The organism is Methylophaga sp. SB9B (genome assembly GCF_004832235.1).
GTDB lineage: Bacteria > Pseudomonadota > Gammaproteobacteria > Nitrosococcales > Methylophagaceae > Methylophaga > Methylophaga muralis.
In genome coordinates this window covers 27,440-51,486 of the sequence record NZ_SSXS01000005.1, presented here as the reverse complement: position 1 = coordinate 51,486, position 24,047 = coordinate 27,440, and the positions used below count along the sequence as shown (strand labels likewise).

At 42.3% G+C, this 24,047-nt stretch carries 26 protein-coding genes and 1 pseudogene; 9 read left to right on the top strand and 18 right to left on the bottom strand.

The window, feature by feature from the left end:
* Positions 1-1,590: primosomal protein N' (priA, locus tag E8Q33_RS06835; protein ID WP_136553948.1), on the bottom strand; the 1,590-nt coding region annotated here is incomplete at its 3' end.
* A 235-nt stretch (positions 1,591-1,825) separates the two neighbouring features.
* Positions 1,826-3,451 carry a Na/Pi cotransporter family protein gene (locus tag E8Q33_RS06830; protein WP_069294872.1) on the bottom strand — a complete coding sequence of 542 codons (1,626 nt, stop codon included), beginning with the start codon at positions 3,449-3,451 and terminating at the stop codon, positions 1,826-1,828.
* A 95-nt stretch (positions 3,452-3,546) separates the two neighbouring features.
* Between E8Q33_RS06830 and folA the strand changes: the two genes are divergently transcribed.
* On the top strand, positions 3,547-4,032 hold the full coding sequence (gene folA, locus E8Q33_RS06825) for a type 3 dihydrofolate reductase (RefSeq protein ID WP_136553777.1): 486 nt from the start codon (positions 3,547-3,549) through the stop codon (positions 4,030-4,032).
* Here folA and E8Q33_RS06820 read toward each other — a convergent pair.
* The 4 genes from E8Q33_RS06820 to E8Q33_RS06805 all read right to left on the bottom strand — a co-directional run bounded on the left by E8Q33_RS06820 (position 4,029) and on the right by E8Q33_RS06805 (position 9,207).
* A complete protein-coding gene (locus tag E8Q33_RS06820) occupies positions 4,029-4,265 on the bottom strand; it encodes a TIGR02647 family protein (RefSeq protein WP_069294874.1) in 237 nt (78 codons plus the stop codon). The two genes, folA and E8Q33_RS06820, sit on opposite strands and share 4 nt — an antisense overlap.
* A 26-nt stretch (positions 4,266-4,291) precedes the next feature.
* Positions 4,292-7,006: an EAL domain-containing protein gene (locus tag E8Q33_RS06815; RefSeq protein WP_256369447.1), complete on the bottom strand. Its 2,715-nt coding sequence runs from the start codon at positions 7,004-7,006 to the stop codon at positions 4,292-4,294.
* Between the two features lie 83 nt (positions 7,007-7,089).
* On the bottom strand, positions 7,090-8,265 hold the full coding sequence (locus tag E8Q33_RS06810) for a PAS domain-containing protein (RefSeq protein ID WP_136553773.1): 1,176 nt from the start codon (positions 8,263-8,265) through the stop codon (positions 7,090-7,092).
* A 3-nt stretch (positions 8,266-8,268) separates the two neighbouring features.
* Entirely contained in the window at positions 8,269-9,207 is a 939-nt protein-coding gene (locus E8Q33_RS06805) for an ABC transporter substrate-binding protein (RefSeq protein ID WP_136553771.1), read from the bottom strand.
* A gap of 179 nt (positions 9,208-9,386) precedes the next feature.
* On the opposite strand from E8Q33_RS06805, the gene E8Q33_RS06800 reads away from it, so the two are divergent.
* Together E8Q33_RS06800 and E8Q33_RS06795 are read left to right on the top strand one after the other, a co-directional pair.
* Entirely contained in the window at positions 9,387-9,635 is a 249-nt protein-coding gene (locus tag E8Q33_RS06800) for a hypothetical protein (RefSeq protein WP_069294877.1), read from the top strand.
* An 8-nt stretch (positions 9,636-9,643) separates the two neighbouring features.
* Positions 9,644-9,988 carry a pentapeptide repeat-containing protein gene (locus E8Q33_RS06795; protein ID WP_069294878.1) on the top strand — a complete coding sequence of 115 codons (345 nt, stop codon included), beginning with the start codon at positions 9,644-9,646 and terminating at the stop codon, positions 9,986-9,988.
* On the opposite strand, the gene tatC is transcribed toward E8Q33_RS06795, so the two are convergent.
* The 10 genes and pseudogenes from tatC to hisB form a co-directional block, all read right to left on the bottom strand.
* Positions 9,985-10,728: a twin-arginine translocase subunit TatC gene (gene tatC / locus E8Q33_RS06790; protein ID WP_069294937.1), complete on the bottom strand. Its 744-nt coding sequence runs from the start codon at positions 10,726-10,728 to the stop codon at positions 9,985-9,987. The two genes, E8Q33_RS06795 and tatC, sit on opposite strands and share 4 nt — an antisense overlap.
* Positions 10,718-11,035: a Sec-independent protein translocase protein TatB gene (gene tatB, locus E8Q33_RS06785; protein WP_069294879.1), complete on the bottom strand. Its 318-nt coding sequence runs from the start codon at positions 11,033-11,035 to the stop codon at positions 10,718-10,720. Before tatB ends, tatC begins: the two co-directional genes overlap by 11 nt.
* 5 nt (positions 11,036-11,040) lie before the next feature.
* Positions 11,041-11,283, bottom strand: a complete 243-nt coding sequence (gene tatA, locus E8Q33_RS06780) for a twin-arginine translocase TatA/TatE family subunit (RefSeq protein WP_069294880.1) — start codon at positions 11,281-11,283, stop codon at positions 11,041-11,043.
* Positions 11,284-11,292: 9 nt separating this feature from the next.
* Positions 11,293-11,631, bottom strand: coding sequence for a histidine triad nucleotide-binding protein (locus E8Q33_RS06775; RefSeq protein ID WP_069294881.1), 339 nt, complete (start codon positions 11,629-11,631; stop codon positions 11,293-11,295).
* On the bottom strand, positions 11,628-11,948 hold the full coding sequence (locus E8Q33_RS06770; protein WP_069294882.1) for a phosphoribosyl-ATP diphosphatase: 321 nt from the start codon (positions 11,946-11,948) through the stop codon (positions 11,628-11,630). The genes E8Q33_RS06775 and E8Q33_RS06770 overlap by 4 nt, the downstream gene beginning before the upstream one ends.
* Positions 11,945-12,327, bottom strand: a pseudogene (hisI, locus tag E8Q33_RS06765) (phosphoribosyl-AMP cyclohydrolase). The gene E8Q33_RS06770 and the pseudogene hisI overlap by 4 nt, the downstream one beginning before the upstream one ends.
* A complete protein-coding gene (gene hisF / locus E8Q33_RS06760; RefSeq protein WP_069294884.1) occupies positions 12,324-13,097 on the bottom strand; it encodes an imidazole glycerol phosphate synthase subunit HisF in 774 nt (257 codons plus the stop codon). Before hisF ends, hisI begins: the two are co-directional and overlap by 4 nt.
* A 1-nt stretch (position 13,098) precedes the next feature.
* The gene (gene hisA / locus E8Q33_RS06755; protein WP_069294885.1) at positions 13,099-13,848 is read right to left on the bottom strand and encodes a 1-(5-phosphoribosyl)-5-[(5-phosphoribosylamino)methylideneamino]imidazole-4-carboxamide isomerase; all 750 of its coding nucleotides are present in this window, start codon (positions 13,846-13,848) and stop codon (positions 13,099-13,101) included.
* Between the two features lie 25 nt (positions 13,849-13,873).
* On the bottom strand, positions 13,874-14,509 hold the full coding sequence (hisH, locus tag E8Q33_RS06750) for an imidazole glycerol phosphate synthase subunit HisH (RefSeq protein ID WP_069294886.1): 636 nt from the start codon (positions 14,507-14,509) through the stop codon (positions 13,874-13,876).
* Positions 14,510-14,559: 50 nt separating this feature from the next.
* The gene (gene hisB, locus E8Q33_RS06745; RefSeq protein ID WP_136553769.1) at positions 14,560-15,153 is read right to left on the bottom strand and encodes an imidazoleglycerol-phosphate dehydratase HisB; all 594 of its coding nucleotides are present in this window, start codon (positions 15,151-15,153) and stop codon (positions 14,560-14,562) included.
* Positions 15,154-15,250: 97 nt separating this feature from the next.
* Between hisB and fnr the strand changes: the two genes are divergently transcribed.
* Positions 15,251-16,000 carry a fumarate/nitrate reduction transcriptional regulator Fnr gene (fnr, locus tag E8Q33_RS06740; RefSeq protein ID WP_069294938.1) on the top strand — a complete coding sequence of 250 codons (750 nt, stop codon included), beginning with the start codon at positions 15,251-15,253 and terminating at the stop codon, positions 15,998-16,000.
* Between the two features lie 110 nt (positions 16,001-16,110).
* Positions 16,111-16,806: an OmpW family protein gene (locus E8Q33_RS06735; protein WP_136553767.1), complete on the top strand. Its 696-nt coding sequence runs from the start codon at positions 16,111-16,113 to the stop codon at positions 16,804-16,806.
* Between the two features lie 45 nt (positions 16,807-16,851).
* On the opposite strand, the gene murJ is transcribed toward E8Q33_RS06735, so the two are convergent.
* On the bottom strand, positions 16,852-18,396 hold the full coding sequence (gene murJ / locus E8Q33_RS06730; RefSeq protein ID WP_136553766.1) for a murein biosynthesis integral membrane protein MurJ: 1,545 nt from the start codon (positions 18,394-18,396) through the stop codon (positions 16,852-16,854).
* A gap of 53 nt (positions 18,397-18,449) precedes the next feature.
* Here murJ and E8Q33_RS06725 point away from each other — a divergent pair, with 53 nt between their 5' ends.
* On the top strand, positions 18,450-19,076 hold the full coding sequence (locus tag E8Q33_RS06725; RefSeq protein ID WP_136553764.1) for a hypothetical protein: 627 nt from the start codon (positions 18,450-18,452) through the stop codon (positions 19,074-19,076).
* On the opposite strand, the gene E8Q33_RS06720 is transcribed toward E8Q33_RS06725, so the two are convergent.
* Positions 19,073-19,981: a hydrogen peroxide-inducible genes activator gene (locus E8Q33_RS06720; RefSeq protein WP_069294890.1), complete on the bottom strand. Its 909-nt coding sequence runs from the start codon at positions 19,979-19,981 to the stop codon at positions 19,073-19,075. The genes E8Q33_RS06725 and E8Q33_RS06720 overlap by 4 nt on opposite strands.
* A gap of 140 nt (positions 19,982-20,121) precedes the next feature.
* Between E8Q33_RS06720 and E8Q33_RS06715 the strand changes: the two genes are divergently transcribed.
* From E8Q33_RS06715 to gyrB, 3 genes are all read left to right on the top strand, one after another.
* On the top strand, positions 20,122-20,289 hold the full coding sequence (locus E8Q33_RS06715; protein ID WP_136553946.1) for a rubredoxin: 168 nt from the start codon (positions 20,122-20,124) through the stop codon (positions 20,287-20,289).
* Positions 20,290-20,422: 133 nt separating this feature from the next.
* Positions 20,423-21,499: a DNA replication/repair protein RecF gene (recF, locus tag E8Q33_RS06710; protein ID WP_136553762.1), complete on the top strand. Its 1,077-nt coding sequence runs from the start codon at positions 20,423-20,425 to the stop codon at positions 21,497-21,499.
* A 74-nt stretch (positions 21,500-21,573) separates the two neighbouring features.
* Entirely contained in the window at positions 21,574-23,988 is a 2,415-nt protein-coding gene (gene gyrB, locus E8Q33_RS06705; protein WP_136553760.1) for a DNA topoisomerase (ATP-hydrolyzing) subunit B, read from the top strand.
* The last annotated feature ends 59 nt before the right edge of the window (positions 23,989-24,047 follow it).

Here is a 24,047-nt window from a genome sequence, read left to right as displayed (position 1 = left end):
AGCGGCATGGCCTTGATTTATTTGTTTAACCATATTGGCAAACGAATTAACCCGTTGAGTACTATCACGATCTATTCGTAAAACGGGTACATCTTTAAAAATCGCCGTCAGAGCTTGTTCGATTTTTTCAGTACCTACACCATAACTTTTCAATTCTGTATTGCCACATTCAGGACAATTTTTTGGCAATATTTGTATCAAGCCGCAATGATGACAAAACAGTCGATTTTGATGCTGATGTACTACCATTTTGGCATCACAACTTCTGCAGTTAGCCTGCCAATGGCATTGATGACACATTAATACCGGGGCAAATCCACGGCGATTGATAAACAATAAAACTTGATGATTTTGTTTGATGTGTTTTTCAATCGCTTTTATTAAACTAGAGCTTAAACCATTATTTTCACTAGCATTTTGCGCTGCTAATAGTGCAACCTTGGGTAAGCTTGCCCCTCCAGCACGTTCGGTTAATTCCAGCAATTGATAACGTTGTTGTTTGACTTGATAAAGTGTTTCTAACGAGGGTGTTGCACTGCCAAGCACGATCGGAATATTCAAGCTTTTTGCACGCATCAATGCGACATTTCGAGCATGATAACGCAGTCCGTCTTGTTGTTTATACGAGCTGTCATGTTCTTCATCGATAATAATTAAACCTGGATTTATCATTGGGGTAAAAACGGCTGATCGAGTACCAATAATAATGTCGGCTTTACCAGCTCTAGCCAGTAACCAAGCCTGTTTACGATCATTATCTGAAACGGATGAATTGATAACCACAATGTTGGCATTCAACGAATGCCTGAACCGTTCAACAAACTGTGTGGTTAAGCCTATTTCAGGAATTAACACCAAAACTTGCTGTTGGTTTTCTACAAACTCACGACAAGCTTCAATATAAACCTCTGTTTTACCACTACCTGTAATACCTTGTAACAAGAAGGTTGCAAACTGTCCTTTGCTACCCAGAATAGTTTCAATAGATTGTTTTTGTTGGTTATTTAATAAAACTTGTTGCTGTAACTCTAAACAAGGTACCGGTAAGGCAACATATTGTCTGGCAGCAACTACATTTTGTTGCACCAGAGCTGACAAGCTACTTTTTACATTACCTAATTGAACTCGAAGTGCTTTTTCGCTTAGACCTTCAGGATAGTCTTCCAGTAAATCTATGATCTGCTGCTGTTTTTTGCCAGTTTTACTGGTTGAGTCTGGTTGCTGATGCAAGATCCAATAGGTTTCAGTCTGCATTTCATCAGGATCGCCAAGGCGTAGTCTTTTTGGTAAAGCAGTTTGAAAACACTCACCGACTGGATGATGGTAATAACGACTCACCCATTGCACCAACTGCATTATTTCGTTGGGTAGAAATGATTGTTTGTCTATTTGCTGATCAATTTTTTTTAATTTATCAACGGCCTTTTCAGCTATCGGTTTTATAGCAACGACAATTCCGATCAATTGTCTGCTGCCAAAGGATACGGAAGCACGCATACCGATTTGCCAATTCTCGGCAGGATCATCACTTAGATAATCAAAGGTCTGGCGTAAGGGACAGGATAAGGCGATTTCGACGATGCAGCTCATTAATCAATACTAAATAGAATAAAAGAGATCTTTTTAATGATGTTAATGCTTTAGTCCTGTGTATAGCTGTACTAATCCTAAAAAGTCTTTTTATTCAGTTATTTAAGTAACCATCTAATTGTGCATAACTTTACCGTTGCGGGATCGATCTCTTGTGGATAACTACATGACTTATCCACAGGTAATTTTATCCACAGCTTATGATCTGTTTTATAAGCAAAGCATACCGTAGTTATTAAGCTTGTTTTACCAGGTTATTAATAGGCGGATCAGGTTGGCTGGTTTCAAAAAATAGAGTGGCTTTTACAGCTTGCTGACAGAGTCGTCTTAGTTGAGATATGGCTTCTAATTCTTTATCCATACGCGCAATTGATAGCCTCCCTTCAGCACCACGGCGTAACAATAACGACTTTAAAGACAGATAAGTTTTTTCCAAAGTATTTAGTTGATTTGACACGACTGGATTGGGTTTATCTAATGCAGCGGTATCAAGCAGCATTAAACAATCCACATTAAAATGAGCTAGCTGTTGTTGTAATTCAGCTTCAATTGGCTGACTGGATAATGCACGATTTTCAGCAATACCGACCGTTAGCGAAGAGATAGCATCACAATATTGTGATACCCGTATCAAATCAGCAGTTTTCTCAGCTATCTGCTCGTTAATATGTTGCTGGTAAAGTTGACGACTGAATTCACCAATTTTAAAAACATTTTGCTCAGTGAATTTATGTTGCTCTTTTAACCAACTCACCGAACGGTTTTTATGAATGCAGTGAGTTGCCATTTTTAAGACATGTTGATTCAGTCTGATTAATTCAAGACGTATAGAAGTAAGTGCTAAATTTGGGATTTTTAAGGTGGTTTTATCAAGATATTTAGCTTCGGCAATCGTTTCATCAACGGCAGAAAACTTGGTTTTCAACCATTTTTCCATTGGATCGGCCAGCTTCCAGATAAGGGCAACACCCAATAGATTAAATACGGTATGGAATAAAACCAGCGTTGTTGTAAATTGCACATCATTAACAATTAATTGTTGAAACCAATGGATAAGCCAGATTAATGGAACCAGCAGAATAAGACTGACCATAGCGGTTAACAGATTAAAAATAACGTGGCTGGCAACAATACGTTTTGCCACTGGCTGACTACCGATAACGGAAAATATTGAGGTTGTAGTGGAGCCCAGGTTACTGCCAATGACAATGGCAGCAGCTGGCAATAAGCCAATTATTCCGCCAGCAAGTGAGGTTAAGGCCAGAGTCAAAGTAAGACTGGAAGATTGCAGCAAAGTCGTCAGGATCAATCCCGCGAAAGCAAAAATCACAATATCAACAGCCAATAAGCCGCTGGAAAAGTGCAAATCAAACAAGCTGTCGGCACCGGTAAAAGTCGTTTTTAAAGCGGCTATACCCATAAAAAGCAGACCAAAACCGGTTAATGCCAGACCAATATTGGCATAACCACGATTACTGCCTAATAAACGCATCGCCATACCGATACCAATTAACGGCAAGGCAAATTTTTCTATACTCAGATTGAAACCTACCAGCACAACCAACCAACCAGTAACGGTCGTCCCCACGTTACTGCCAAATACAATCCACATCGCTCTGCGCAAGCTGATAATGCCGGCATTAGCAAAACCAATCGTTGCCAGCGTGACTGCACCAGAATGTTGAATAAGTGCGGTGAGCAAAAAACCTGCACTGAGTCCGCGTAAACGGGTGTTGGTCCAACTTTGCAGTATTTGATTGAGCTTGTCCCCGGCAATTTGTTTCAGGCCGTCAGTCATCAACCACATACCCAACATAAACAAACCTAAGCCGCCTATCAGCGATCCCAGCATATTCAACATGTTTCACCTATCCGATTGATTTACCTTTGAATGGATAATACCGGATAAAAATTAAGCGATGCTATGCTATGTGTAGTTAATCAATGAGGTGTGCAATGAAAACGGCGTTTGTAGTGGCAATGGATGAACAGGGATTAATTGGACGCGATAATGATCTGCCATGGCGACTATCTGCAGATTTGCAATATTTTCGCAGGATCACCATGGGAAAACCGATTTTAATGGGCCGTAAAACCCACGAATCAATTGGTAGAGCTTTACCCGGTCGGCAAAATATTGTGGTGAGTTCGTTAGTGGATTATCAAGCTGAAGGATGTGATGTAGCAAATTCGATTGAGGACGCACTAAAGCTTGCTGCAAATGCCGATGAGATAATGGTTATCGGAGGTTCTTCATTGTTTGAGCAGATGTTCGATATCGTCGATAAACTTTATCTCACACGAGTTCATGCTGAATTAGAAGGTGATACCTGGTTCCCGGAATGGGATCAAACGCAGTGGCAATTAATCAGCCAGGAATCGCACCCGGCCGATGAAAAAAACGACTATGCCTATAGTTTCGAGGTTTACCAGCGCGTCTAATTCGGCGGCGACATCAACTGTATAGCGGTATGCAGATGTTCAGCGGTTTCATGACCCAGATCGGTCAGATAACCACCGTCTGGTTGGCTTATTAAGCCGTTATCAAATAATTGTTGTGCCGCTTCAACCAGACCTTCACGCGCTGTTGAATGGTGAATTTTTATACCTTGCAGCGTATTGCTAGGATCAAATTGTAATAAGACTTCGATCTGGTCAATTTTTTGTTGTTGCATGTTCGGCTCCATTACCTATTTAAATGTCAGTCTACGCCTAAATTACTCAGGGGTGGGTGATTTAACAAGCTAATAAATTGTTCAGCCGGAATGGGGCGGCTGAACAAAAAGCCTTGCATAAAATCACATCCTTTGTTTTTTAGTGCTTGTAAATGCTCTGGTGTTTCTACACCTTCTGCCAGAGTTTTTAGCCCTAATGAACGGGCCAAGGTTATCACCGCATCAACAATGGCTTCATCGTCTTCATCAATTAGCATGTCAAACACAAAACTTTGATCAATTTTGAGTTTGTTGATGGGAAATTTTTTCAGGTAATTCAATGAGAAATAACCCGTACCAAAGTCATCAAGTGAGAGACGGATTCCGGCTTCAGACAGTGCTTTGAGTTGTTTAATGGTTAAATCAATATTAATCATCGCGACGGATTCAGTAATTTCCAGCTCCAGATTATTCGCTGCTAATTGATATTCATCCAGAATGGAATTAATCATGCTGACCAATAACGGATTATTGAATTGTACGGCGGAGAGGTTTATTGCAATAACTAAATCATGGCCTGCCTCTATCCATTGTTTACATTGCGCTATTGCTGTATGCAAAATCCACTGACCAATTGGATTAATCATGCCGGTTTCTTCGGCAATTGGAATAAAATCCAGTGGCGAAATCATTCCTAGCTCAGGATGTTTCCAGCGTAATAATGCTTCAGCACCGGTAATCTTATTCAGATTGATATCCAGTAAAGGTTGATAAACCAACGACAGCTCGTCACGGCTCAAAGCGAACCGCAAGGCGTGCTCTAATTCCAGTTTATAAACAATTTGCGAATGCATTTCAGTGGTAAAAAATTGATATTGATTACGTCCCGCCTGTTTTGCTCGATACATCGCCGTATCAGCATGTTTATTTAGACTTTCCGCATCCACACCATTATCAGGATAAATGCTGATGCCTATCGATAAGGTTACAAATAACTGATTACCGTCAATCTCAAACAAAGTAGTAATATTTTCGACTAATTTTTGTGCCACATGGCCTGCACCATCTGCATCCGTATCGGGCAGTAAAATAATGAACTCATCTCCCCCGGTTCGACAGATGGTGTCTTCTTCCCGTACCTGCTCACTTAATCTCTCGGCAACTTTTACCAGTAATTTGTCGCCTATCGCGTGACCAAGACTGTCATTGATGAATTTAAACCGATCCAAATCCATATACAGTAGAGCCAGTTTTTGCTGATGACGCTCTGCGGAAATCAGTGCCTGTCCTATACGATCTTTAAGTAAAGCGCGGTTGGGTAAACTGGTTAATACATCATGGTATGCCAGGAAATTAATCTGCTCTTCTGCCTCACGGTATTTGCTGATGTCCGACATGATGGCGACATAGTTATGCGTGTTTTGTTGGGTATTTTCAACGCGGTTAATGGAGAGCCATTGTGGATAGGTTTCACCATTTTTGCGTCGATTTTGTACTTCTCCGGACCAGGAACCTTCTTGTTCCAGTTGGGCCCACATTTGTTCATAAAAATACTGATCGTGAGTTCCCGAGCTGAGTATTGATGGGTTTTTACCAACGGCCTCTTCCGGTGTGAAGCCGGTCATAGCGATAAAAGCCGGATTAACAGTAATGATGACATTATCCTGGTCAGTAATAATGATGCCTTCGTTACTATTGTTAAATACCAGACTGGCCAATCGTAATTCTTTTTCTGTTTCATGCTGGCGGCTGATATCACGGCTGATACCGAGAACACCGATGGTTTCACCATACTCATTTTTAAACGGTGTTTTCAGCGTTTCAAAAAACACCAGTTGTCCATCAGCGGCATTTTTTTGTTCTTCATAAAATTGACTAGTGCCATGTTGTAGCGTGAGTTGGTCACTGTGCCGGTAATTACGCGCTTGTTTTTCCGGATAAAAATCAAAATCGGTTTTGCCAATAATCTCTGCTTCATCCGCCCCCAGAAAAGCCATCACGGCCTTATTGCAACGAATGTATTTTCCTTGATCATCTTTGCAAAAAATTAAATCAGGCGATGAATCAATAATACTTCTTAATAAAGAGCGTTCTTGTTGCAGGTTTTTTTGCGCCAGTTTACGTTCACTAATATCTTCAATAATCGCAACAAACACTAATCTTTCGCCATAATCTGCAGTCTGTAAATCCACATGAACATCATAGCGGCTTCCATCTTTACGACAATGATTGGTCTCAAAGATCATTCTTGCGGTTTCACCATTTAACAGTGGTGAAACCAATGCTTTAAAAGAGGCTTGGTTGTAGTCTTTTTTTAGATCAACCGGTGTCATTTGCTGTAATTCTTCGGTGGTGTAGCCGAGGTTGGATTTTGCCCCGTGATTTACTTGAATAAATTTAAGCGTCTGTGTGTCAAACACATATATCTCATTTAAAGAGCGCTCAAGAATTTCGCCAAATAACGCATTTTGTTCAGCGGTCTGTTTTTGTTCCGTGACATCCAGAGCTACGCCGACAATTTGTAACATTAAAGTCTGTTCATTCCTTACGGCGGAAAGGTGGTCTTGAACTGTGATGTAGTGCCCGTCACGGTGGCGAAAACGAAACTGGTTAGTAATTGGTTTGCTGGTTTGCAAAACAGTGAATAAGGTTTTGCGGACTTTATTCAGGTCATTCGGGTGGATGCATTGCTGCCAAGCCTGTGGGTTACTTAACCAATATTCAGCGTCATAGCCTGAATAATGGCTAACAGACTCACTGATATAGCTAAGCAGAAATTCTGGTGGGGTCGCTTGTTTTACGTCAAGAATATAAGTGACACATGGGCTTATCGTCAGTCAAATTTTTAAAAATCTACAGATTGACGTAGTTCTTGACGCAGCCGGTATTGGTGGGTGACATTGGTAAAAACCAGAATTACACCGAGAATTTCGGTTTGACGAAGATGATCTACTCGAATTGGCGCTGCACTATCCGATATGTGATAACGCTGACCATTACGGGCCAACAGGACAGTATGGTTAGATAATTCAACCACTTCACCTTTCTGAATCACCAGTTCCACCGGATTGGTCATTTTTTCACCGGTATCAGCCTGATAAATATCAAATACGTTCGGTAAGGGTTGGCCGATAGCCTCTTTTTCATGCCAAGCGGTTAGTTCACTGGCAGCACGGTTCATTCGGGTAATTTTGCCTGAGGCATCGGTAACAATAACGGCATCGCCAATTGATTCCAGGGTAATTCTTAAACGCTGTTCGTTTTCCGTCAAAATACTGATATGAGATTGTAATTGTTGGGCGGCATCAACCAATGTCTTACCTATTTGAGCCTGCTCGGTATTTCCTGAAAGTGGATTTGTCAGATCAAACTGTTGGTTTTGAATTTGCTGTGAGAGGTTTTGTAAAGCCTTTAACGGGGTTGTAACCAATTTACGAATAAGGGCAATTAAAAAAAGGTTTCCCAAAACCATTAGTAAGATCATAGGAAGAATTGCAGTAATCGCTTCTGTTCTGGCTCGTTGCAACTTATGGTTAATAGTGCTTTGTAAAACCAGTACACGACTTTGATCTGACTCCAGTAATGGCAAAATCAGTGTCAATAAGCCGTTTTTATCATTGTCATCATCAATGATTTTTTGGGCTGAGCGTGCTTGTTCTACATAGTGCATTAGTTTTTCATCAAGCACTTTGTCAGCAGGTTGATTCTGCCAGATAAAGTAGGAAGCAGATTCAATTACATTGTTGCTATCAATTAATATCGCCAGTTGAGCATCACTACGTAAAGAAAAGCGCGCCACACTGCTTCTGGCATGCTGGAAATCATTATTGGCAATGGCATATTCGATACTATGGCCCAGTTGCAATCCCGATTCATGAAGCTGGATTTTAGAGGCTTGTTTTATATCATGAAGCCGGTGTTGATATTCATGAATAGAAAAAAACAATAAAATACCGAGAAATAACACGGTTACGGTAAGCGGTAACCAAAATGTCAGGCGATAGGTCTGGATTGGATGCATGCATTAATCCAAAAAGTCATGTACCAGTAATTGTTTGCTATCAATCGCATTTTTTAACAGGCCAGTTTCTATCATCAGCGTGTTCATTGGTTCAATAATACTTTCCAGCTGTTGATTAAATATAGTTTGTTGATGTTCACGCTCAGGCAAAATCAGATTTTCATATAACAGCACCAGTTCTTCGCTGGTCAAACCTAAACGCGGGGCAATTCTGCTTATCGCATCTGTGGGGTTATCCGCCATGTATTTTCGAGCTTTCCAGTAGCCTTCCAGTAATTGCTGAAGGTTTTTGCGTTGCTGTTGTAAAGCAATATCTCTGGTGACTAAAACGTCGACAATTTGACCCGACAACATACGACTATCCATCAGGTTGATGTATCCCTGCTTTTGCAGTTGATAAGCAATGGGATCAAAGCTGATAACGGCATCCACCTCTCCGTTACTTAACATAATAGGATGCTGATTGACGGTAGAAGGAATAATAATGATGTCATTCGGGCTTAAGTTAGCCATTTGTAAAATTTGAGACATCATATAGGCACCCACGCCGCTTTGCTCTACTGCAATACGTTTACCTTTGAGTTCTGCAAGAGATGTGATGGAAGGAGTTACGATTAACTTGTCGGCGCCATCAGAGATATTAAAAATCAGAATAATTTTTAAATCAGATTGGTTTTCAGCTAGCCTTAACGCTTCGTCAAGCGTCACAGCAATGGCATCTAATTGGCCTTGTCGAAAAGCATTTAGGATATCGGTTGTAGAAGTTAACTCTTTGAGTTGGATCTGAGCAGTGTCGTAATACGCCAGATCACGTGCTAAATAGAGTATTTCAAAACCAGCCCATGGAATAGTTCCGACTCGCAGAGGTTTTTCGATTTGCCTTTCGCAAGCAAATAAGCTGGTAATCACCAATAGCAAAATCACCTGTTTAGCCAATCGCATGACCTGCTCCCTCTCAGTATGAGGTCAGCTTAACGATAGCATAAAAACGGGCGAAGAAGAGTATTTGCCGATATTGCTTAAAAGTGAGAGAAAACACATGGTTTTTCAATAACCTGCGTTTACATTTGTGCAATGATCGGAGTAAGCTATAAATCTAGTTTTTTAATAGGAGCAGCAAAATGGAAATTCCAGGTATTGCCCCTTTCAGTGGTCAGCCTACATTGACTAATCCTTTATCTTCACAAGCTTTATTGGTAGGACGTCAGACGCCGGTGCAGCAGAATAGTGAAACAGCATCAACAACGGTTGCTCAGGAACAAGAGCCAACAAGTTTGCAAAACGTTGCTGTCGTCAATGAAGCGACGCAGAGTGAAGCGACTGGTTTTGATATAGAAAATCCGGGTGGCACAATTGATATTACTGTTTGAGGTTTAAGATGGCAGAGCCAAAAATCACTCAAGATCCACTTTATCAATTGTTACGTGATGGAAAGATGGAGGAGTTTAATCATCGAATTGCCCAAGGCGAAAAAGTCGATTTAACTAGCTGTGATTTTCGCCATCTTAATCTTCAGGGATTAATCGCCAGCGGACTGGATTTCAGTAACAGTTATTTCCGCCAGGCTGATTTACGTGGCATTGATTTCAGTCAAGCGATCAGTCTTCGTGGAGCCAGCATTCATGGTGCAAAAATATCGGGGGTTTACTTTCCGACGCCATTAACGGCTGAGGAAATCACGCTTTCGCTGCAACATGGAACCAGAATGCGCTACCGAGACTAATCTGTTATTTCAGGTTTTTCTCGGTTTTTAGGGATAAACCTGGAAACCAGCAAACCCAATTCAAATAATAACCAGATTGGTACGGCTAACAACGTCTGAGAAATCACATCTGGTGGTGTCAGCAGCATTCCAATAACAAACGCGCCGACAATTACGTAAGGACGTTTTTGAGCAAGACTTTCTCGAGTTGAGATCCCAGTCCAGATCAGCAAAAGCGTCGCGATGGGTACTTCAAATGCCAGCCCAAAAGCAAAAAATAGCTTCAAAACAAAATCCAGATAACTGCTGATATCTGTCATCACCGCGACACCCTCAGGTGCGGCCTGAGTTAAAAATCCAAATACCAATGGAAACACCACAAAGTACGCGAATAATATTCCTAAAATAAATAACAGCGTACTGGCAAACATCAATGGAAAAACAATACGACGTTCATGTTTATAAAGGCCGGGGGCAATAAAAGCCCATAACTGGTAAAGCAAGACAGGCATGGCCAGCATAATGGCAACCGTTAGAGTTAATTTAAACGGTGTTAAAAATGGGGAAGCCACTTCGGTAGCAATCATGGAGCTGGTTTCTGGCAGATGCTCAAGCAAAGGTGCAGAAAGAATAAGGTATAAATCATTAGCGAACGGTAACAGGCAAATCGCAACGATTAATATGGCCAGAATCCCTCTCAGCAGGCGATCTCGAAGCTCAACCAGATGAGAAATAAGTGGTTGTTGTTCACTATTTTCCATCATCGGCCTGTTTTTTATCTGACGACTCGCCTAACGGTTTGTCTGAGTTTGGTTTAGATTTTATTGGTTCATCAAGATCAATGATTTCATTCAAATCGGGTAAATCATCGGGTTTTTGGAATGCTTGTTTAATTTCTTCTGCTCGAAGTTCTTTAGCGATATCATTTTTGACGGCTTGAAGTGATGCATTGGCCCGGCCAAGCCATAAACCACAGACTCTAACCAGTTTCGGCAGCCTTTCAGGACCGACGACCACCAATGCCACTACGGCAATCAGTAACAGTTCCCAAAAACCTATATCAAACACAATGGTTAGCGTTTAGTTGAGTCGTGTTCTTCGTGTTGCTGTTTATGCTGCTCTGCTTCATTGTCATGTTTCAAATTACCAGTTTCATCTTTTTTCTCATCTTCGCCTTCACGAACTGATGATTTGAAGCTACGAATGGCACTGCCAAGATCGCCACCCAAAGAACGCAGTTTTTTAGTACCGAAAAGCAAGATGACAATGACTAGAACAATCAATAGTTGCCATACACTGATTCCACCAAACCCCATGATGCGCTCCTAATGAAAGCCAGGCAGGTTTTTACCGCCCAGCAAATGAATATGTAAATGATCGACTTCCTGCCCACCACCGGGGCCAGTATTAATAATGGTACGGAAACCGGTTTCCAGGCCCTGCGACTTTGCCAGCTCTGGAAGCTTGAGGAACATGTGTGCAATGAGCGTCTGATGAGTCTGATCCAGATGATCCAGTCGAGCAATATGTTGTTTTGGAATCACCAACAAATGTACATCGGCTTTTGGGTTTATATCTTTGAACACATAAATCAATTCATCCTCATAAACCTTTGAGGATGGAATTTCACCGGCAATAATTTTACAGAAAATACAGTCGGTCATTTTTTGCTCCTACTGGCTTTTTCATCATGTCCGGACAATCCGAATCGGCGATCCAATTCCTTTAACACGTTATCAACGTCGATATCATTATGCGCCAGTAAAACCATTGAGTGAAACCAAAGGTCTGCAGTTTCGTAAACGATTTGATCTTTGTCGCCAGCCTTTCCCGCGATAATTGTTTCGGTGGCTTCTTCGCCAAGTTTTTTGAGAATTTTATCAGTGCCAGCGGTGTATAGGCTGGCGACATAAGAGCTCTCAGCATCGGCATTTTTACGCTGATTCAGCACCTGCATCAGCTTTTGCAATGTATCACTCATTGATAAATTTCATCCGGATTTTTCAGTACGGGTTCTGTTGGTTGCCATTCACCGTTTTGCAGTTGTAGGAAAAAACAATGGTGGCGGCCAGTATGACAAGCAATGCCACCCAACTGTTCAACTTCAAGCAAGATGGCATCTTGATCACAGTCAATACGTATTGATTTAATGATTTGCTGATGGCCGGACTGTTCACCTTTATGCCACAACTTTTGGCGTGAACGTGACCAGTACACCGCGTGGCCGGTATCTGCAGTGAGCTGTAAAGACTCTCTGTTCATCCAGGCTAAAGTAAGTACTTGCTTGGTTGAAAACTCTTGTGTGATAACGGGGCTAAACCATCACTGCCCCAATTCACTTGATCCAGCCATGCGTTCATAAGCGGACCTCAATACCTTGTTGTGCCATTTGTTGTTTGGCTTCACCGACCGTATGTTCACCAAAATGAAAAATGCTGGCAGCCAGTACTGCATCAGCATGACCTAACTTGATACCATCAGTCAGATCCTGCAATTTACCGACTCCACCGGAGGCAATCACCGGTACCACTACCGCATCACTGACCGCGCGGGTCAGTTCAAGATCAAATCCAGATTTAGTGCCATCTCTATCCATACTGGTTAACAGGATCTCACCGGCACCCAGTTCAACCATTTTTTTGGCCCATTCAACCGCATCGATGCCGGTTGCTTCTCGACCACCATGGGTAAAAATTTCCCATCGTGGTGTTTCACCTTCAGCAGAAACACGTTTGGCATCAATTGCCACAACGATGCATTGTGAGCCGAATTTTTCTGCGGCTTCGCGAACAAAATCAGGGTTTTTAACCGCTGCGGAATTAATACCGACTTTATCAGCACCGGCATTCAACATCCGACGGATGTCCGCCACGGTGCGAATGCCGCCACCAACAGTAAGAGGAATGAAGACCTGAGAAGCAACGGCTTTCACAACATCTTCCATAGTGTCGCGATTATGATGAGTCGCCGTAATATCCAGAAAGGTCAGTTCATCTGCCCCTTGTTCATCATATCGTTTGGCGATTTCAACCGGATCGCCGGCATCACGGATATCGACGAACTGAACGCCTTTAACAACGCGTCCAGCATCGACATCAAGACAGGGAATGATGCGTTTTGCCAGTGCCATATCAGAATTGCAGAGGTGGGTTCAGACGATCAGCCAATGCCTGTCCTTCAGCCAAATCGATGGTGCCTTCATAGATGGCCCGGCCAATAATAGCGCCCATAACACCTTCAGACTCGTAATGGCAGAGAGCTTTGATATCGTCATAGTTAGTAACACCGCCAGAGGCAATTACCGGGATATTGATGGCACGGGCTAAATCACGGGTAGATTGCAGATTTACACCTTGCATCATGCCGTCACGGCTGATGTCAGTATAAATAATAGCCTCAACCCCATCCTGCTCAAATTGTTGAGCGATATCGATAACATCATGATTGGATAATTTAGACCAGCCATCAATGGCAACTTTGCCATCTTTAGCATCCAGCCCGACGATGATATGGCCCGGAAACTCGGCACAAACGTCGCCAACAAAATGCGGTGCATTAATGGCTTTGGTGCCAATAATCACGTAACGAACACCCGCATCAAGATAAGTTTGAATGGTATCTTCATCACGAATGCCGCCCCCCACCTGAACATCCAAATCAGGAAAAGCAGCACAGATTCGATGAATAACATCAGCGTTAACAGGATTACCCGCAAAAGCACCGTCCAGATCCACCATGTGCAATCGTTTGGCACCGGCTTCAACCCATCTGGTCGCTACGGCCAGCGGATCTTCTGAAAATACAGTGTTATCTTCCATGCGTCCCTGACGCAATCGAACGCAGTGACCCTCTTTAAGATCAATGGCAGGGATTAATAACATAACGCTTTCTCCATCAAACAATTTGTCAGGACTGACCGTCCCAGTTAATAAAATTTTTCAATAACTGCAAGCCGGCATGCTGGCTCTTTTCAGGGTGAAACTGTACGGCAAACAGGTTTTCTTGTGCCAGTGCCGCTGCAAACGGTAATGCGTAATGACTGCGGCCCGACACTTTCCCTTCATCTACAGGTTTAACATAAAAACTGTGAACAAAGTAAAAACGACTGTTTTGTTCAATATCCTGCCATAAAGGATGAGCATAAGTCTGTTCAACTTGATTCCAACCCATATGGGGCACTTTTAGTCCCTGTTCTACTGCTTTGTCAAAATACACCACATCACCACCGATGATATTTAAACCATCAGAGCCCTGGTTTTCCTGACTATGAGTTAATAAAGCTTGCATGCCAAGACAAATGCCGAGGAACGGTTTTTGTTTGGCTACTTCAACGATAATTTTGTCTAGTTCGAGTTTTTTGAGTTCAGCCATGCAATCCCGAATAGCGCCCACACCGGGAAATACAATGTGATCAGCCGAACGAATATCGGCCGGATCCGCGGTAACAATAATTTGGGTGTGGTTATCTGCTACGGCTTCCAACGCTTTGGAGACTGAGCGTAAATTACCCATGCCGTAATCAATAACTGCAACGCGACGCATAAAACAAAAACCTAGGCTAGAAAGTGAAAATGATTAAATCGATAACCCGATTACAACGCACCTTTAGTGGATGGCAATTGTTGTAATGCGCGCTCATCCAAGGTAACGGCCATACGTAATGCCCGTCCAAACGCTTTAAAGATGGTTTCAGCGATATGGTGCGCGTTACGACCTTTAAGGTTATCGATATGCAGCGTAATGCCAGCATGGTTGACTAGGCCCTGAAAGAACTCATAAAACAGATCAACGTCAAACTCACCAATTTTGTCGCGGGTAAAGGTCACGTCAAACTCAAAGCCTGGACGGCCGGACAAGTCCAATACCACCCGAGATAAAGCTTCATCCAGCGGCACATAGGAATGACCGTAACGAATAACGCCTTTCTTGTCGCCAAGAGCTTGTTTTAATGCTTGACCGATAGTGATGCCGACATCTTCAACGGTGTGATGAGCATCAATGTGCAGATCACCATTTGCTTTGATTTGTAGATCAAATAAGCCGTGTCGGGCAATTTGTTCCAACATGTGATCGAGGAATGGCACACCGGTTTCGGATTGAAATTTTCCGCTGCCATCCAGATTGATGGAAACTTCAATTTGTGTTTCGAGCGTGTTACGCGCAACAGTGGCGCTACGAGCGGTCATTTGCTTTCCTGAAAACTGAAATAAAAACAGATAATAACTGTTTCAGTGCAGGGTTTGAAGCGTTATCATGGTCAGTGACTTTTTTATGGATAATAAAATGACACAAGCCCAGATGATAACACCGTTGTTTCAGGACCTTGCAAAGGTTGAACATCATCATCAGTTAGCCTGTCAGTCATGTGCTTTATACCGACTATGCCTGCCTTTAGGTCTGCATCGGGATGACTTATCCAAGCTGGATGAAATCATCAAACGCAGTGCCGGTTTTAAACGCCATCAAATTCTGTTTGAGCCAGCCTCAACCTTCAAGACCATTTTTGTAGTGCGGTCTGGTTCGTTCAAAACTACTATTTCAGCGGCAGATGGTCGTGAACAAGTCACTAGCTTCTATTTCCCCGGTGAGTTTATTGGGATGGATGCCATTTATCAACAGCGCTATTTATCGACAGCTCGTGCACTTGAAGCCAGTAGTGTTTGCGAATTACCTTATGAGCGTTTGCAGGAATTCAGTGCCACGATTCCGGAGTTACAAAATCAGTTGATGACCCGGTTGAGCAAAGAGTTGTCCGCAGATAAAAATTTGTTACTTTCTTTGGGTAAAAAAACCGCCCAGGAAAAATTGATTAGTTTTCTGTTGTCACTTTCTCAACGTTTCAGCGAGCGCGGTTATTCGGCAATGTCATTTCAATTGACGATGTCGCGAGGTGATATCGCGAATCATCTGGGCCTAGCAATCGAAACGGTCAGTCGTTTATTTACACAGTTGCAAGAGCAGCAGTTATTAACAACGCAAGGTAAAGAGGTCACGCTGCTCGACCTTGCGGCATTAAAACAACATTGCGGATAAAATCGTAGTGCTTTAGCAACATTTTTATTGACCTGGATCAATGTCTTAATCCAGGTACTCCGTATGATCTGAAACTGTGCATTACATCAGAACATTATCGGAGTCACATTATGAAAAAAATTCCCCTGATTTCCTCAATCTTGTTGGCCGCTGGTCTGGCCAGCCCTATTTCTACAGTTATGGCTTATGAGGCTGGTGACTGGTTGATTCGGGGGCGTATTATTAATGTTAATCCGAATGACAGCAGTGGTACCTTATGGACAGAAGCTGCAGGTAATTTAGGTAAAGGCGTGACGGTTGATAATGATACTGTGCCAGAGCTGGATATTACTTACATGATAACCCGCAACTGGGGTGTTGAATTGATCCTCGGTTATTCAGAGCATACTGTTAGTACACATAAATCTGCAGGTGGCGTGGCTAGTACTCTTGGATCGAGAGATGTTATTGATACCAAAGTTTTGCCACCCACACTGACTCTTCAGTATCACTTCTTACCGGATTCTAATATTCGTCCTTACGTTGGAGCTGGTATCAATTACACTTACTTCTTCGATGAAAAAGTGCCGAGCAATTCAGGTGTTGCCAACTCAGGCGACAAAGTTAAGTTAGAAAGCTCATGGGGTTGGGCGGCTCAGGCTGGTGTGGATATTGCTATTAACCAAGACTGGTTCGTCAATCTTGATATTAAATATCTGGATATTGATACAACAGCACGCTTTAAAAATACTGCGGTTGGTTCAGCCAAAATTAATGCAGATATTAATCCGTTTGTTTATGGTATCGGTATCGGCCGCCGCTTTTAAGCTTCTCTGTCACTTTTTCAGCCATAAAGCCCTCCTCAAGGAGCTTTATGGCTGGGAATGTGGCTTAATTAAAGTCTTTAGCCTGACTCCGCAAAGTGTTAGAACAGCAAAATAGATGATTGCTGAGATTGTAATCAGCCCCATTAAGATCCCAAAACGATGCCAGCCATCCCAGCTTATCCATTCACTATTTGCCGGTGTTAGCCACATTAGGACTAAGACAAGAGATGCATTGGCCAAAAATGTACGAATAAAGAATATTCCCCAGCCAGCGATAGGTTCATAAACTGCTTTTTTGCGTAAGGTGTAATACAGCAGTCCGGCATTGAGCATGGCCGATAATGCGGTTGCTAAGGCAAGCCCTACATGGGCCAGATAAATCATCAGAATAATATTCAGCACCATATTGCTGACCATGGCAATAATGCCGATTTTGACTGGTGTTTTGGTATCTTGCCGAGCGTAAAAGCCTGGCGCCAGCACTTTAATGAAAATAAACGGCAATAGACCTAATCCATAAGCCATTAAGCTCAAAGAGGCCTGATGGGCATCATAAGGGGTAAATTCGCCATATTGAAACAAAGTCACTAACAACGGTTCAGCCAGAATAATCAATCCTATAGCTGCTGGTGTGCCGATTAAAAATACCCAACGTAAAGCCCAGTCAATTGTGTGGGAAAATTCCTGCATTGAAGCGGTAGCATGTTTTTTGGAAAGGTTAGGTAATATCACAGTCGCCAGTGCTATCCCCAATATGCCTAATGGGAATTCCACTAAACGGTCAGAATAATATAACCAGGAAATACTGCCGGTGATTAGAAAGGAAGCCAGTAAGGTATCGAGTAACAAATTAATTTGTGAAACAGAGACGCCAAACATAGCTGGAATCATCAGTTTTAAGATTTTTTGTACGCCCTCGTCTTTCCATCCCCAGCGTGGTTTCGGTAAGCTGCCTATTTTCATTAAAAACGGCATTTGAAATAGTAATTGCACTACCCCGCCGATAAACACCCCCCAAGCTAAGGCTTTTACCGGCTCGTCTAAATGCGGCGCTAACCATAACGCACAACTAATCATCGAAATATTCAAAAATACCGGGGTAAATGCCGGTACGGCAAATTTGCCAAAGCTATTCAGAATTGAGCTGGCTAAAGCGGTAAGCGAAACAAAGAGAATATAAGGGAAAGTGATTCTTAATAGCTCTCCTGCCAACTGCAGCTTTTCAGGCTGATCCATAAAGCCCGGAGCAAAAATAACAATTAAAATGGGGGCAGCGATGACCCCGATGGCGGTGATGAAAAATAAAATGCCTGCCAAAGTACCGCTGGTTGCTGCGATAAGCTGCTGCAGATCTCGATCTCCCTTCTCTCGGTACTCGGCTAAAACGGGAATAAAGGCTTGGGAAAAGGCTCCTTCTGCAAACAAGCGCCTTAGGAAATTGGGAATTTTAAAAGCAACAAAAAAAACGTCGGAACCCATGCCCGCCCCTAAAAATCGGGCAATAACAATATCTCGAACAAATCCCATTATTCGGGATAAAAAAGTCATCAAACTTACAACGAGAGTAGACTTAAGCAATTTTTCTTTCATGGTCGCTTATTGTTTAGTGGGTAAGCCTGCCAGCGTTTTGCGGAGGAGCAACGATGCAGAATATGTTTAAAAATGTTCATTCTAAGCGTTTTTTGCTGACATATCTTGGCTTGGTTGCTTTATTACTGCTGTTTTTTTTATCGATGAGTCAGGAACAACAACCGTTTGAATCGCCAGCAGAACCCGGTGCAATGCTAACGATGTTTGAGCCCAATCTGGAAATCCCGCAGTTTCTTGCTCATAACGCTGATAACTCGGTCTTTACCAATGATGCTTTGGTCGGAAAATGGAGCTTTATTTTCTTTACCTCAGCTGATTGCTACGATTGTGAAGCCATTTTTAAAGTCTTGGCTAATCTAAAAGCCGGGCTGGCAAATCGTGCTGTGCAAATCGTGCTGGTTGATAGGTCAGGCCTACAAGCATCAGAATTATTGGCGGTTAGCCAATCTCATGATCTGACTGCACAGGTCATTACTGTTGCTGCTGCCGCAACTGATAAAAATTCGTTGCCGGCTTTTTTCACCAGAAGTCGAGCTTTTGCCCATCAAGATCTAGGTTATGCCGTTTTTTTGGTTAATCCAAAAGCTAAACTGACTGCCCGATTCCAGGCACCGTTCACCTCGGTATTGATTAGGCAAAGTTTTATTCAAATTCGTGCTGAATACGCGAGCAAAGGTTAGAGGCTTTCTTCCATTGCAGCAGTGAAGCTGGATGATAATTGTTCCAAAGTACTGGTTCTTCGGAAACTGGGGCGCCATACCAAGCCAATCTCGCGTTTTGCCAGACTGTCTCGTTTTAAAGGGCGAAGGCAAATATCTGCATGTCTTACCATATCCGAGTTAATGGCCATATGCGGTATCAAGGTAATGCCTAGACCACTGGCGACCATTTCTATTAAGGTATAAAGGCTGGTGGCCTGAACACTTCGTCGTTGTGCAGATGCTGGTAGTTGGCATGCACTGATAGCATGTTCACGCATACAATGGCCTTCTGCCAGCAGTAATAATTCATTTATCGGTAACTGATGTGGTTGAATGTATTCATTGCCGCATAGTGCGTGATCCTTAGGCAGGGCAACCCAAAAAGGCTCTTCAGCGATAACGCGATAATTCAGATTTCGTGTATTGAATGGAAAGGCTAAAATCGCAACATCAATATCACCATTTTCAACCTGTACTAACAATCTTTCAGACTGATCTTCTATCAGAAGCAGCTCTAATTGCGGTAGCTGCTTACGAATACGTGGTAGAACACGTGGTAACAAAAAAGGACTTATGGTTGGGATAACACCAATCCTAATTCTGCCAGCTAATGGGTTTTTTTCGGCTTGTGCCAAATCAACTAAATCATCACTTAATGACAATATTTGTCGCGCTCTTTCCGCAACCTCCTCACCGATAGGTGTGGTGAGCACTTTTCGATTGGTGCGTTCTAATAACCCTACTTCTAATAAGTCTTCTAAGTCTTGTATACCTGCACTTAATGTTGATTGGGTCACATGGCATTTTTCTGCCGCACGACCGAAATGTTTCTCTTCGATCACTGCAGTGAGATATTGAAGTTGGCGTAAGGTAGGAAGTCTCATTATCGGTTTAACCACTTATTAAGATAAAAATGATTTGCTCGCTGTAATTTAGCATAGTTTAAACAACAATTCCTGAGCCAACTAAAAAGCAGTTTGATGTAAGATGTACAAATAATTTTAAACAGTTGGCTGGAGATATGATGCGTAAGTGGCAATGTTTGGTGTGTGGGTTTATCTATGACGAAGCCAAAGGTTTACCTGAAGAAGGAATTCCGCCGGGCACCTCATGGGATGACATTCCGGATGATTGGGAATGCCCAGAATGTGGTGTAGGTAAAGAAGATTTTGAGATGCTTGAAATCGAATAACAAACATCTTGATTGAGCGTGAGTGATTACAGATTCTGATCTTGCTTGTAGCAGCAGTTTGTCGGAACTGTATATGTATATCCTCTCTCTTTAAAGCCAAATCATAAAACGAACAACTCTTATTGTTATTTAAGTGATTACCGAAATCTCCCTTTCCCAGTTTCGAAATATCCAGAAGTCAGTTTTTTATCCTGCCTCAGGAATAAATTTATTGATTGGCGAAAATGGTTCCGGTAAGACCAGTGTTTTGGAAGCGGTTTATTTACTGGCTATGGGACGCTCGTTCCGAACACGAAATTTAAAGCATGTCATTCAAACTGACGAAAAACAGACGCAGATTTTTGCTAGAATTCACCCTGGCATTCCAGTTGGGATGCAAATTTCTTCAATACTTGGAACACAAATTCGTTTAAACAATGCGCCACTGAAAAAACTTTCAGACTTAGCCAGTCATCTCCCGCTTCAATACATACCAGCAAATTGTCACCAGTTTTTTGATCTTGGTCCAGGCTTTCGGCGAAAAGTTATCGACTGGGGATTGTTTCACGTGGAACAAGAGTTCATGTTTCATTGGCAGGCATATAAAAAAATACTCTCTCAACGTAATGCGGCTTTGCGTAATTCAAAACCAATCAATGAAGTCAGACTCTGGGACTCGTCGCTTATTGAACACGGATTGAAAATAACACTCTATCGTGATGACTATTTAACAACTTTATTAGCTGAGTTTATTAAGTGGTTTAACTTGCTTTGCGCTGAGTATAGCAATGCAAAATTTGAGATACGTTACTCGACAGGTTGGCCAAAAGATTCACAGTTTTCGGATGTTTTGCATTCAACTATTTCCAGGGATACTGCTCTTGGCTATACACGATCCGGACCCCATGCAGCTGATTGGTCAATCAAAATAAATGGACAGGATCCAGCAGAGATGTGTTCACGTGGACAACAGAAGATGTTTTTTTTAGCGATCAGCCTAGCTCAAATCTCCTTGTTGCGAGAGAAAACCCAACAAAAAAGTGTATTGTTAATAGATGATATAAGTTCAGAACTTGATGCTGAACACCAAGTATTGGCCATGAAAAGCATTAAGCGTTTAGGTATACAATCATTCATTACAACAACAAATCCTGAGCTTAATCGCTCAATAAATACCAATGAAAAAGACATAATGTTCCACGTGAAACGTGGTGAAATCTGCCAAGCATAGTCGAGCTGTCAACCGGCATCGATACATAGTAGAATGAACGTTTGTGCATTGCCTTGCAGTAAATGGATTAATTTATGACCACTGAAAACAATAGTTACGATTCTTCCAACATTAAAGTTCTAAAGGGATTAGACGCCGTCAGAAAAAGACCGGGTATGTATATCGGTGACACAGACGATGGTACTGGGTTACACCACATGGTGTTCGAGGTCTTAGATAATTCCATTGATGAATCTTTAGCTGGTTACTGCACAGAAATAAATGTGCGCATACACCCGGATGACTCAGTTTCTGTTGAGGATAACGGTCGTGGAATTCCTGTTGATATGCATGAAGGCGAAGGCGTTTCTGCCGCAGAAGTTATCATGACAGTCCTGCATGCCGGTGGTAAGTTTGATGATAACTCGTATAAAGTTTCAGGCGGACTTCATGGTGTAGGTATTTCCGTTGTCAATGCGTTATCCAAAAAATTAACGATGGAAATCAAACGTAATGGTTTCATGCACAAACAGACTTACACACACGGCGTACCGGATGCCCCACTAAAAGCATTTGAAGAAACTGAAGCAACAGGCACAAAAATTCAATTTTGGCCGAGCGAAGAAACCTTCACTCAAATCACTTACGATTACAAAATACTTGCCAAGCGGATCCGTGAACTTGCATTCTTGAACTCCGGGGTCAGAATTGTTCTTACCGATGAGCGTGATGAAAAGACAGAAGTATTCCATTATGAAGGTGGCATAAGAGCGTTTGTTACGCATTTAAATAAAAACAAAACGTTTGTTCACGAGCATGTAATAAACATCAGTGGTACGCGTGATGATGTTGTCGTTGAATTAGCCATGCAATGGAATGATTCATATCAAGAGAATATTTACTGTTTCACCAACAATATTCCACAACGTGATGGTGGTACCCACTTAGCAGGTTTTAGAGCAGCTTTAACCAGAAGCTTAAACCAATATATCGAAAGCGAAGGCTTGGCGAAAAAATCAAAAGTCGTTACCAGTGGTGATGATGCGCGTGAAGGGCTTACAGCAGTTTTATCTGTAAAAGTGCCAGATCCTAAGTTTTCATCGCAAACCAAAGATAAATTAGTTTCATCCGAAGTCCGTACCATTGTCGAATCTTTGGTAAATGAACATTTTCAGGATTTTCTGATTGAGAATCCTAGCGAAGCCAAGCTGATTGCGAACAAAATGATCGATGCGGCTCGTGCTCGAGATGCAGCTCGTAAGGCTCGCGAATTAACCCGACGTAAGGGTGTTCTGGATATTGCCGGATTGCCTGGTAAATTAGCAGATTGCCAAGAAAGAGACCCTGCCCAATCAGAATTATTCTTAGTGGAAGGTGACTCGGCCGGTGGCAGCGCCAAACAAGGCCGTGATAGAAGAACGCAGGCGATTTTGCCGCTCAAAGGAAAAATCTTAAACGTTGAGCGCGCTCGTTTTGACAAAATGATAGGTTCAGCAGAAGTTGGAACATTAATAACAGCATTGGGTTGTGGCATTGGCCGCGATGAATATGATCCGGAAAAACTTCGCTACCACCACATCATTATCATGACCGATGCGGACGTCGACGGATCGCATATCCGTACTTTATTACTGACGTTTTTCTATAGACAAATGCCGGAATTGATTGAACGTGGTCATGTATACATTGCTCAACCTCCTTTGTATAAAATCAAAAAAGGCAAACAGGAACGTTACGTAAAAGATGATGCTGAAATGGAGCGATATCTGACGGAAGTTGCGTTAACAAATGCCGTGCTCTACCCCACTGCAGATGCCGTTCCCATAGAAGGCAGCGCACTGGCTCTGTTAGTGAATGAGTATCAAACTATTCGAGCAATCATCGCTCGTTTAGCCAATCATTATTATCCGGCATTTTTGGATGAGTTGATTTACCAGTCGGCAATTCCAGAGTTTACAGACAACGCTGCAATGGCTGAATGGTTAAAATCCATTGAACAACGCATGAACGCAATAATGCCGACAGGTACATTTTTTGTGTTGGGCCTACAAAAACATGATAAAGAACCAATGCCTCATGTGAATATCAGTTTCACACGTCACGGCATCAGTAATGATTTCCATGTGCCAGGAGAGTTTTTTGCCAGCACTGAATACCAAAAAATCATGTCTTTCTCTAACAAAATCAATGGCTTGTTCGGTGATGGTGCAAGAATAGAACGTGGCGAAAGAAATGAAAGTGTTCAGCATTTCGCACAAGCAGTTAAATGGTTAATGGCTGAAGCGCGTCGTGGTCAACATGTGCAACGATATAAAGGCTTGGGTGAAATGAATCCAGAACAATTGTGGGAAACTACAATGGATAAATCCAAACGCCGTTTATTACAGGTACGGATATCTGATGCGATTACTGCGGATGAAACATTTAACACCTTAATGGGCGACAATGTTGAGCCGCGTAGAGAATTTATTGAAACACACGCACTTCAGGCATCGAATCTGGATATTTAACAATAGGGAATTCTTCCCGCAGATAACGGTCACAAAAAGGTCATTCAGGAAATCTGAGT

Coding starts and splice junctions, on each gene's coding strand:
- E8Q33_RS06830 (WP_069294872.1), bottom strand. CDS start 3,451: ATGTTGAATATGCTGGGATCGCTGATAGGCGGCTTAGGTTTGTTTATG.
- folA (WP_136553777.1), top strand. CDS start 3,547: ATGAAAACGGCGTTTGTAGTGGCAATGGATGAACAGGGATTAATTGGA.
- E8Q33_RS06820 (WP_069294874.1), bottom strand. CDS start 4,265: ATGCAACAACAAAAAATTGACCAGATCGAAGTCTTATTACAATTTGAT.
- E8Q33_RS06810 (WP_136553773.1), bottom strand. CDS start 8,265: ATGCATCCAATCCAGACCTATCGCCTGACATTTTGGTTACCGCTTACC.
- E8Q33_RS06805 (WP_136553771.1), bottom strand. CDS start 9,207: ATGCGATTGGCTAAACAGGTGATTTTGCTATTGGTGATTACCAGCTTA.
- E8Q33_RS06800 (WP_069294877.1), top strand. CDS start 9,387: ATGGAAATTCCAGGTATTGCCCCTTTCAGTGGTCAGCCTACATTGACT.
- E8Q33_RS06795 (WP_069294878.1), top strand. CDS start 9,644: ATGGCAGAGCCAAAAATCACTCAAGATCCACTTTATCAATTGTTACGT.
- tatC (WP_069294937.1), bottom strand. CDS start 10,728: ATGGAAAATAGTGAACAACAACCACTTATTTCTCATCTGGTTGAGCTT.
- tatA (WP_069294880.1), bottom strand. CDS start 11,283: ATGGGGTTTGGTGGAATCAGTGTATGGCAACTATTGATTGTTCTAGTC.
- E8Q33_RS06775 (WP_069294881.1), bottom strand. CDS start 11,631: ATGACCGACTGTATTTTCTGTAAAATTATTGCCGGTGAAATTCCATCC.
- E8Q33_RS06770 (WP_069294882.1), bottom strand. CDS start 11,948: ATGAGTGATACATTGCAAAAGCTGATGCAGGTGCTGAATCAGCGTAAA.
- hisF (WP_069294884.1), bottom strand. CDS start 13,097: ATGGCACTGGCAAAACGCATCATTCCCTGTCTTGATGTCGATGCTGGA.
- hisA (WP_069294885.1), bottom strand. CDS start 13,848: ATGTTATTAATCCCTGCCATTGATCTTAAAGAGGGTCACTGCGTTCGA.
- hisH (WP_069294886.1), bottom strand. CDS start 14,509: ATGCGTCGCGTTGCAGTTATTGATTACGGCATGGGTAATTTACGCTCA.
- hisB (WP_136553769.1), bottom strand. CDS start 15,153: ATGACCGCTCGTAGCGCCACTGTTGCGCGTAACACGCTCGAAACACAA.
- fnr (WP_069294938.1), top strand. CDS start 15,251: ATGACACAAGCCCAGATGATAACACCGTTGTTTCAGGACCTTGCAAAG.
- E8Q33_RS06735 (WP_136553767.1), top strand. CDS start 16,111: ATGAAAAAAATTCCCCTGATTTCCTCAATCTTGTTGGCCGCTGGTCTG.
- murJ (WP_136553766.1), bottom strand. CDS start 18,396: ATGAAAGAAAAATTGCTTAAGTCTACTCTCGTTGTAAGTTTGATGACT.
- E8Q33_RS06725 (WP_136553764.1), top strand. CDS start 18,450: ATGCAGAATATGTTTAAAAATGTTCATTCTAAGCGTTTTTTGCTGACA.
- E8Q33_RS06720 (WP_069294890.1), bottom strand. CDS start 19,981: ATGAGACTTCCTACCTTACGCCAACTTCAATATCTCACTGCAGTGATC.
- E8Q33_RS06715 (WP_136553946.1), top strand. CDS start 20,122: ATGCGTAAGTGGCAATGTTTGGTGTGTGGGTTTATCTATGACGAAGCC.
- gyrB (WP_136553760.1), top strand. CDS start 21,574: ATGACCACTGAAAACAATAGTTACGATTCTTCCAACATTAAAGTTCTA.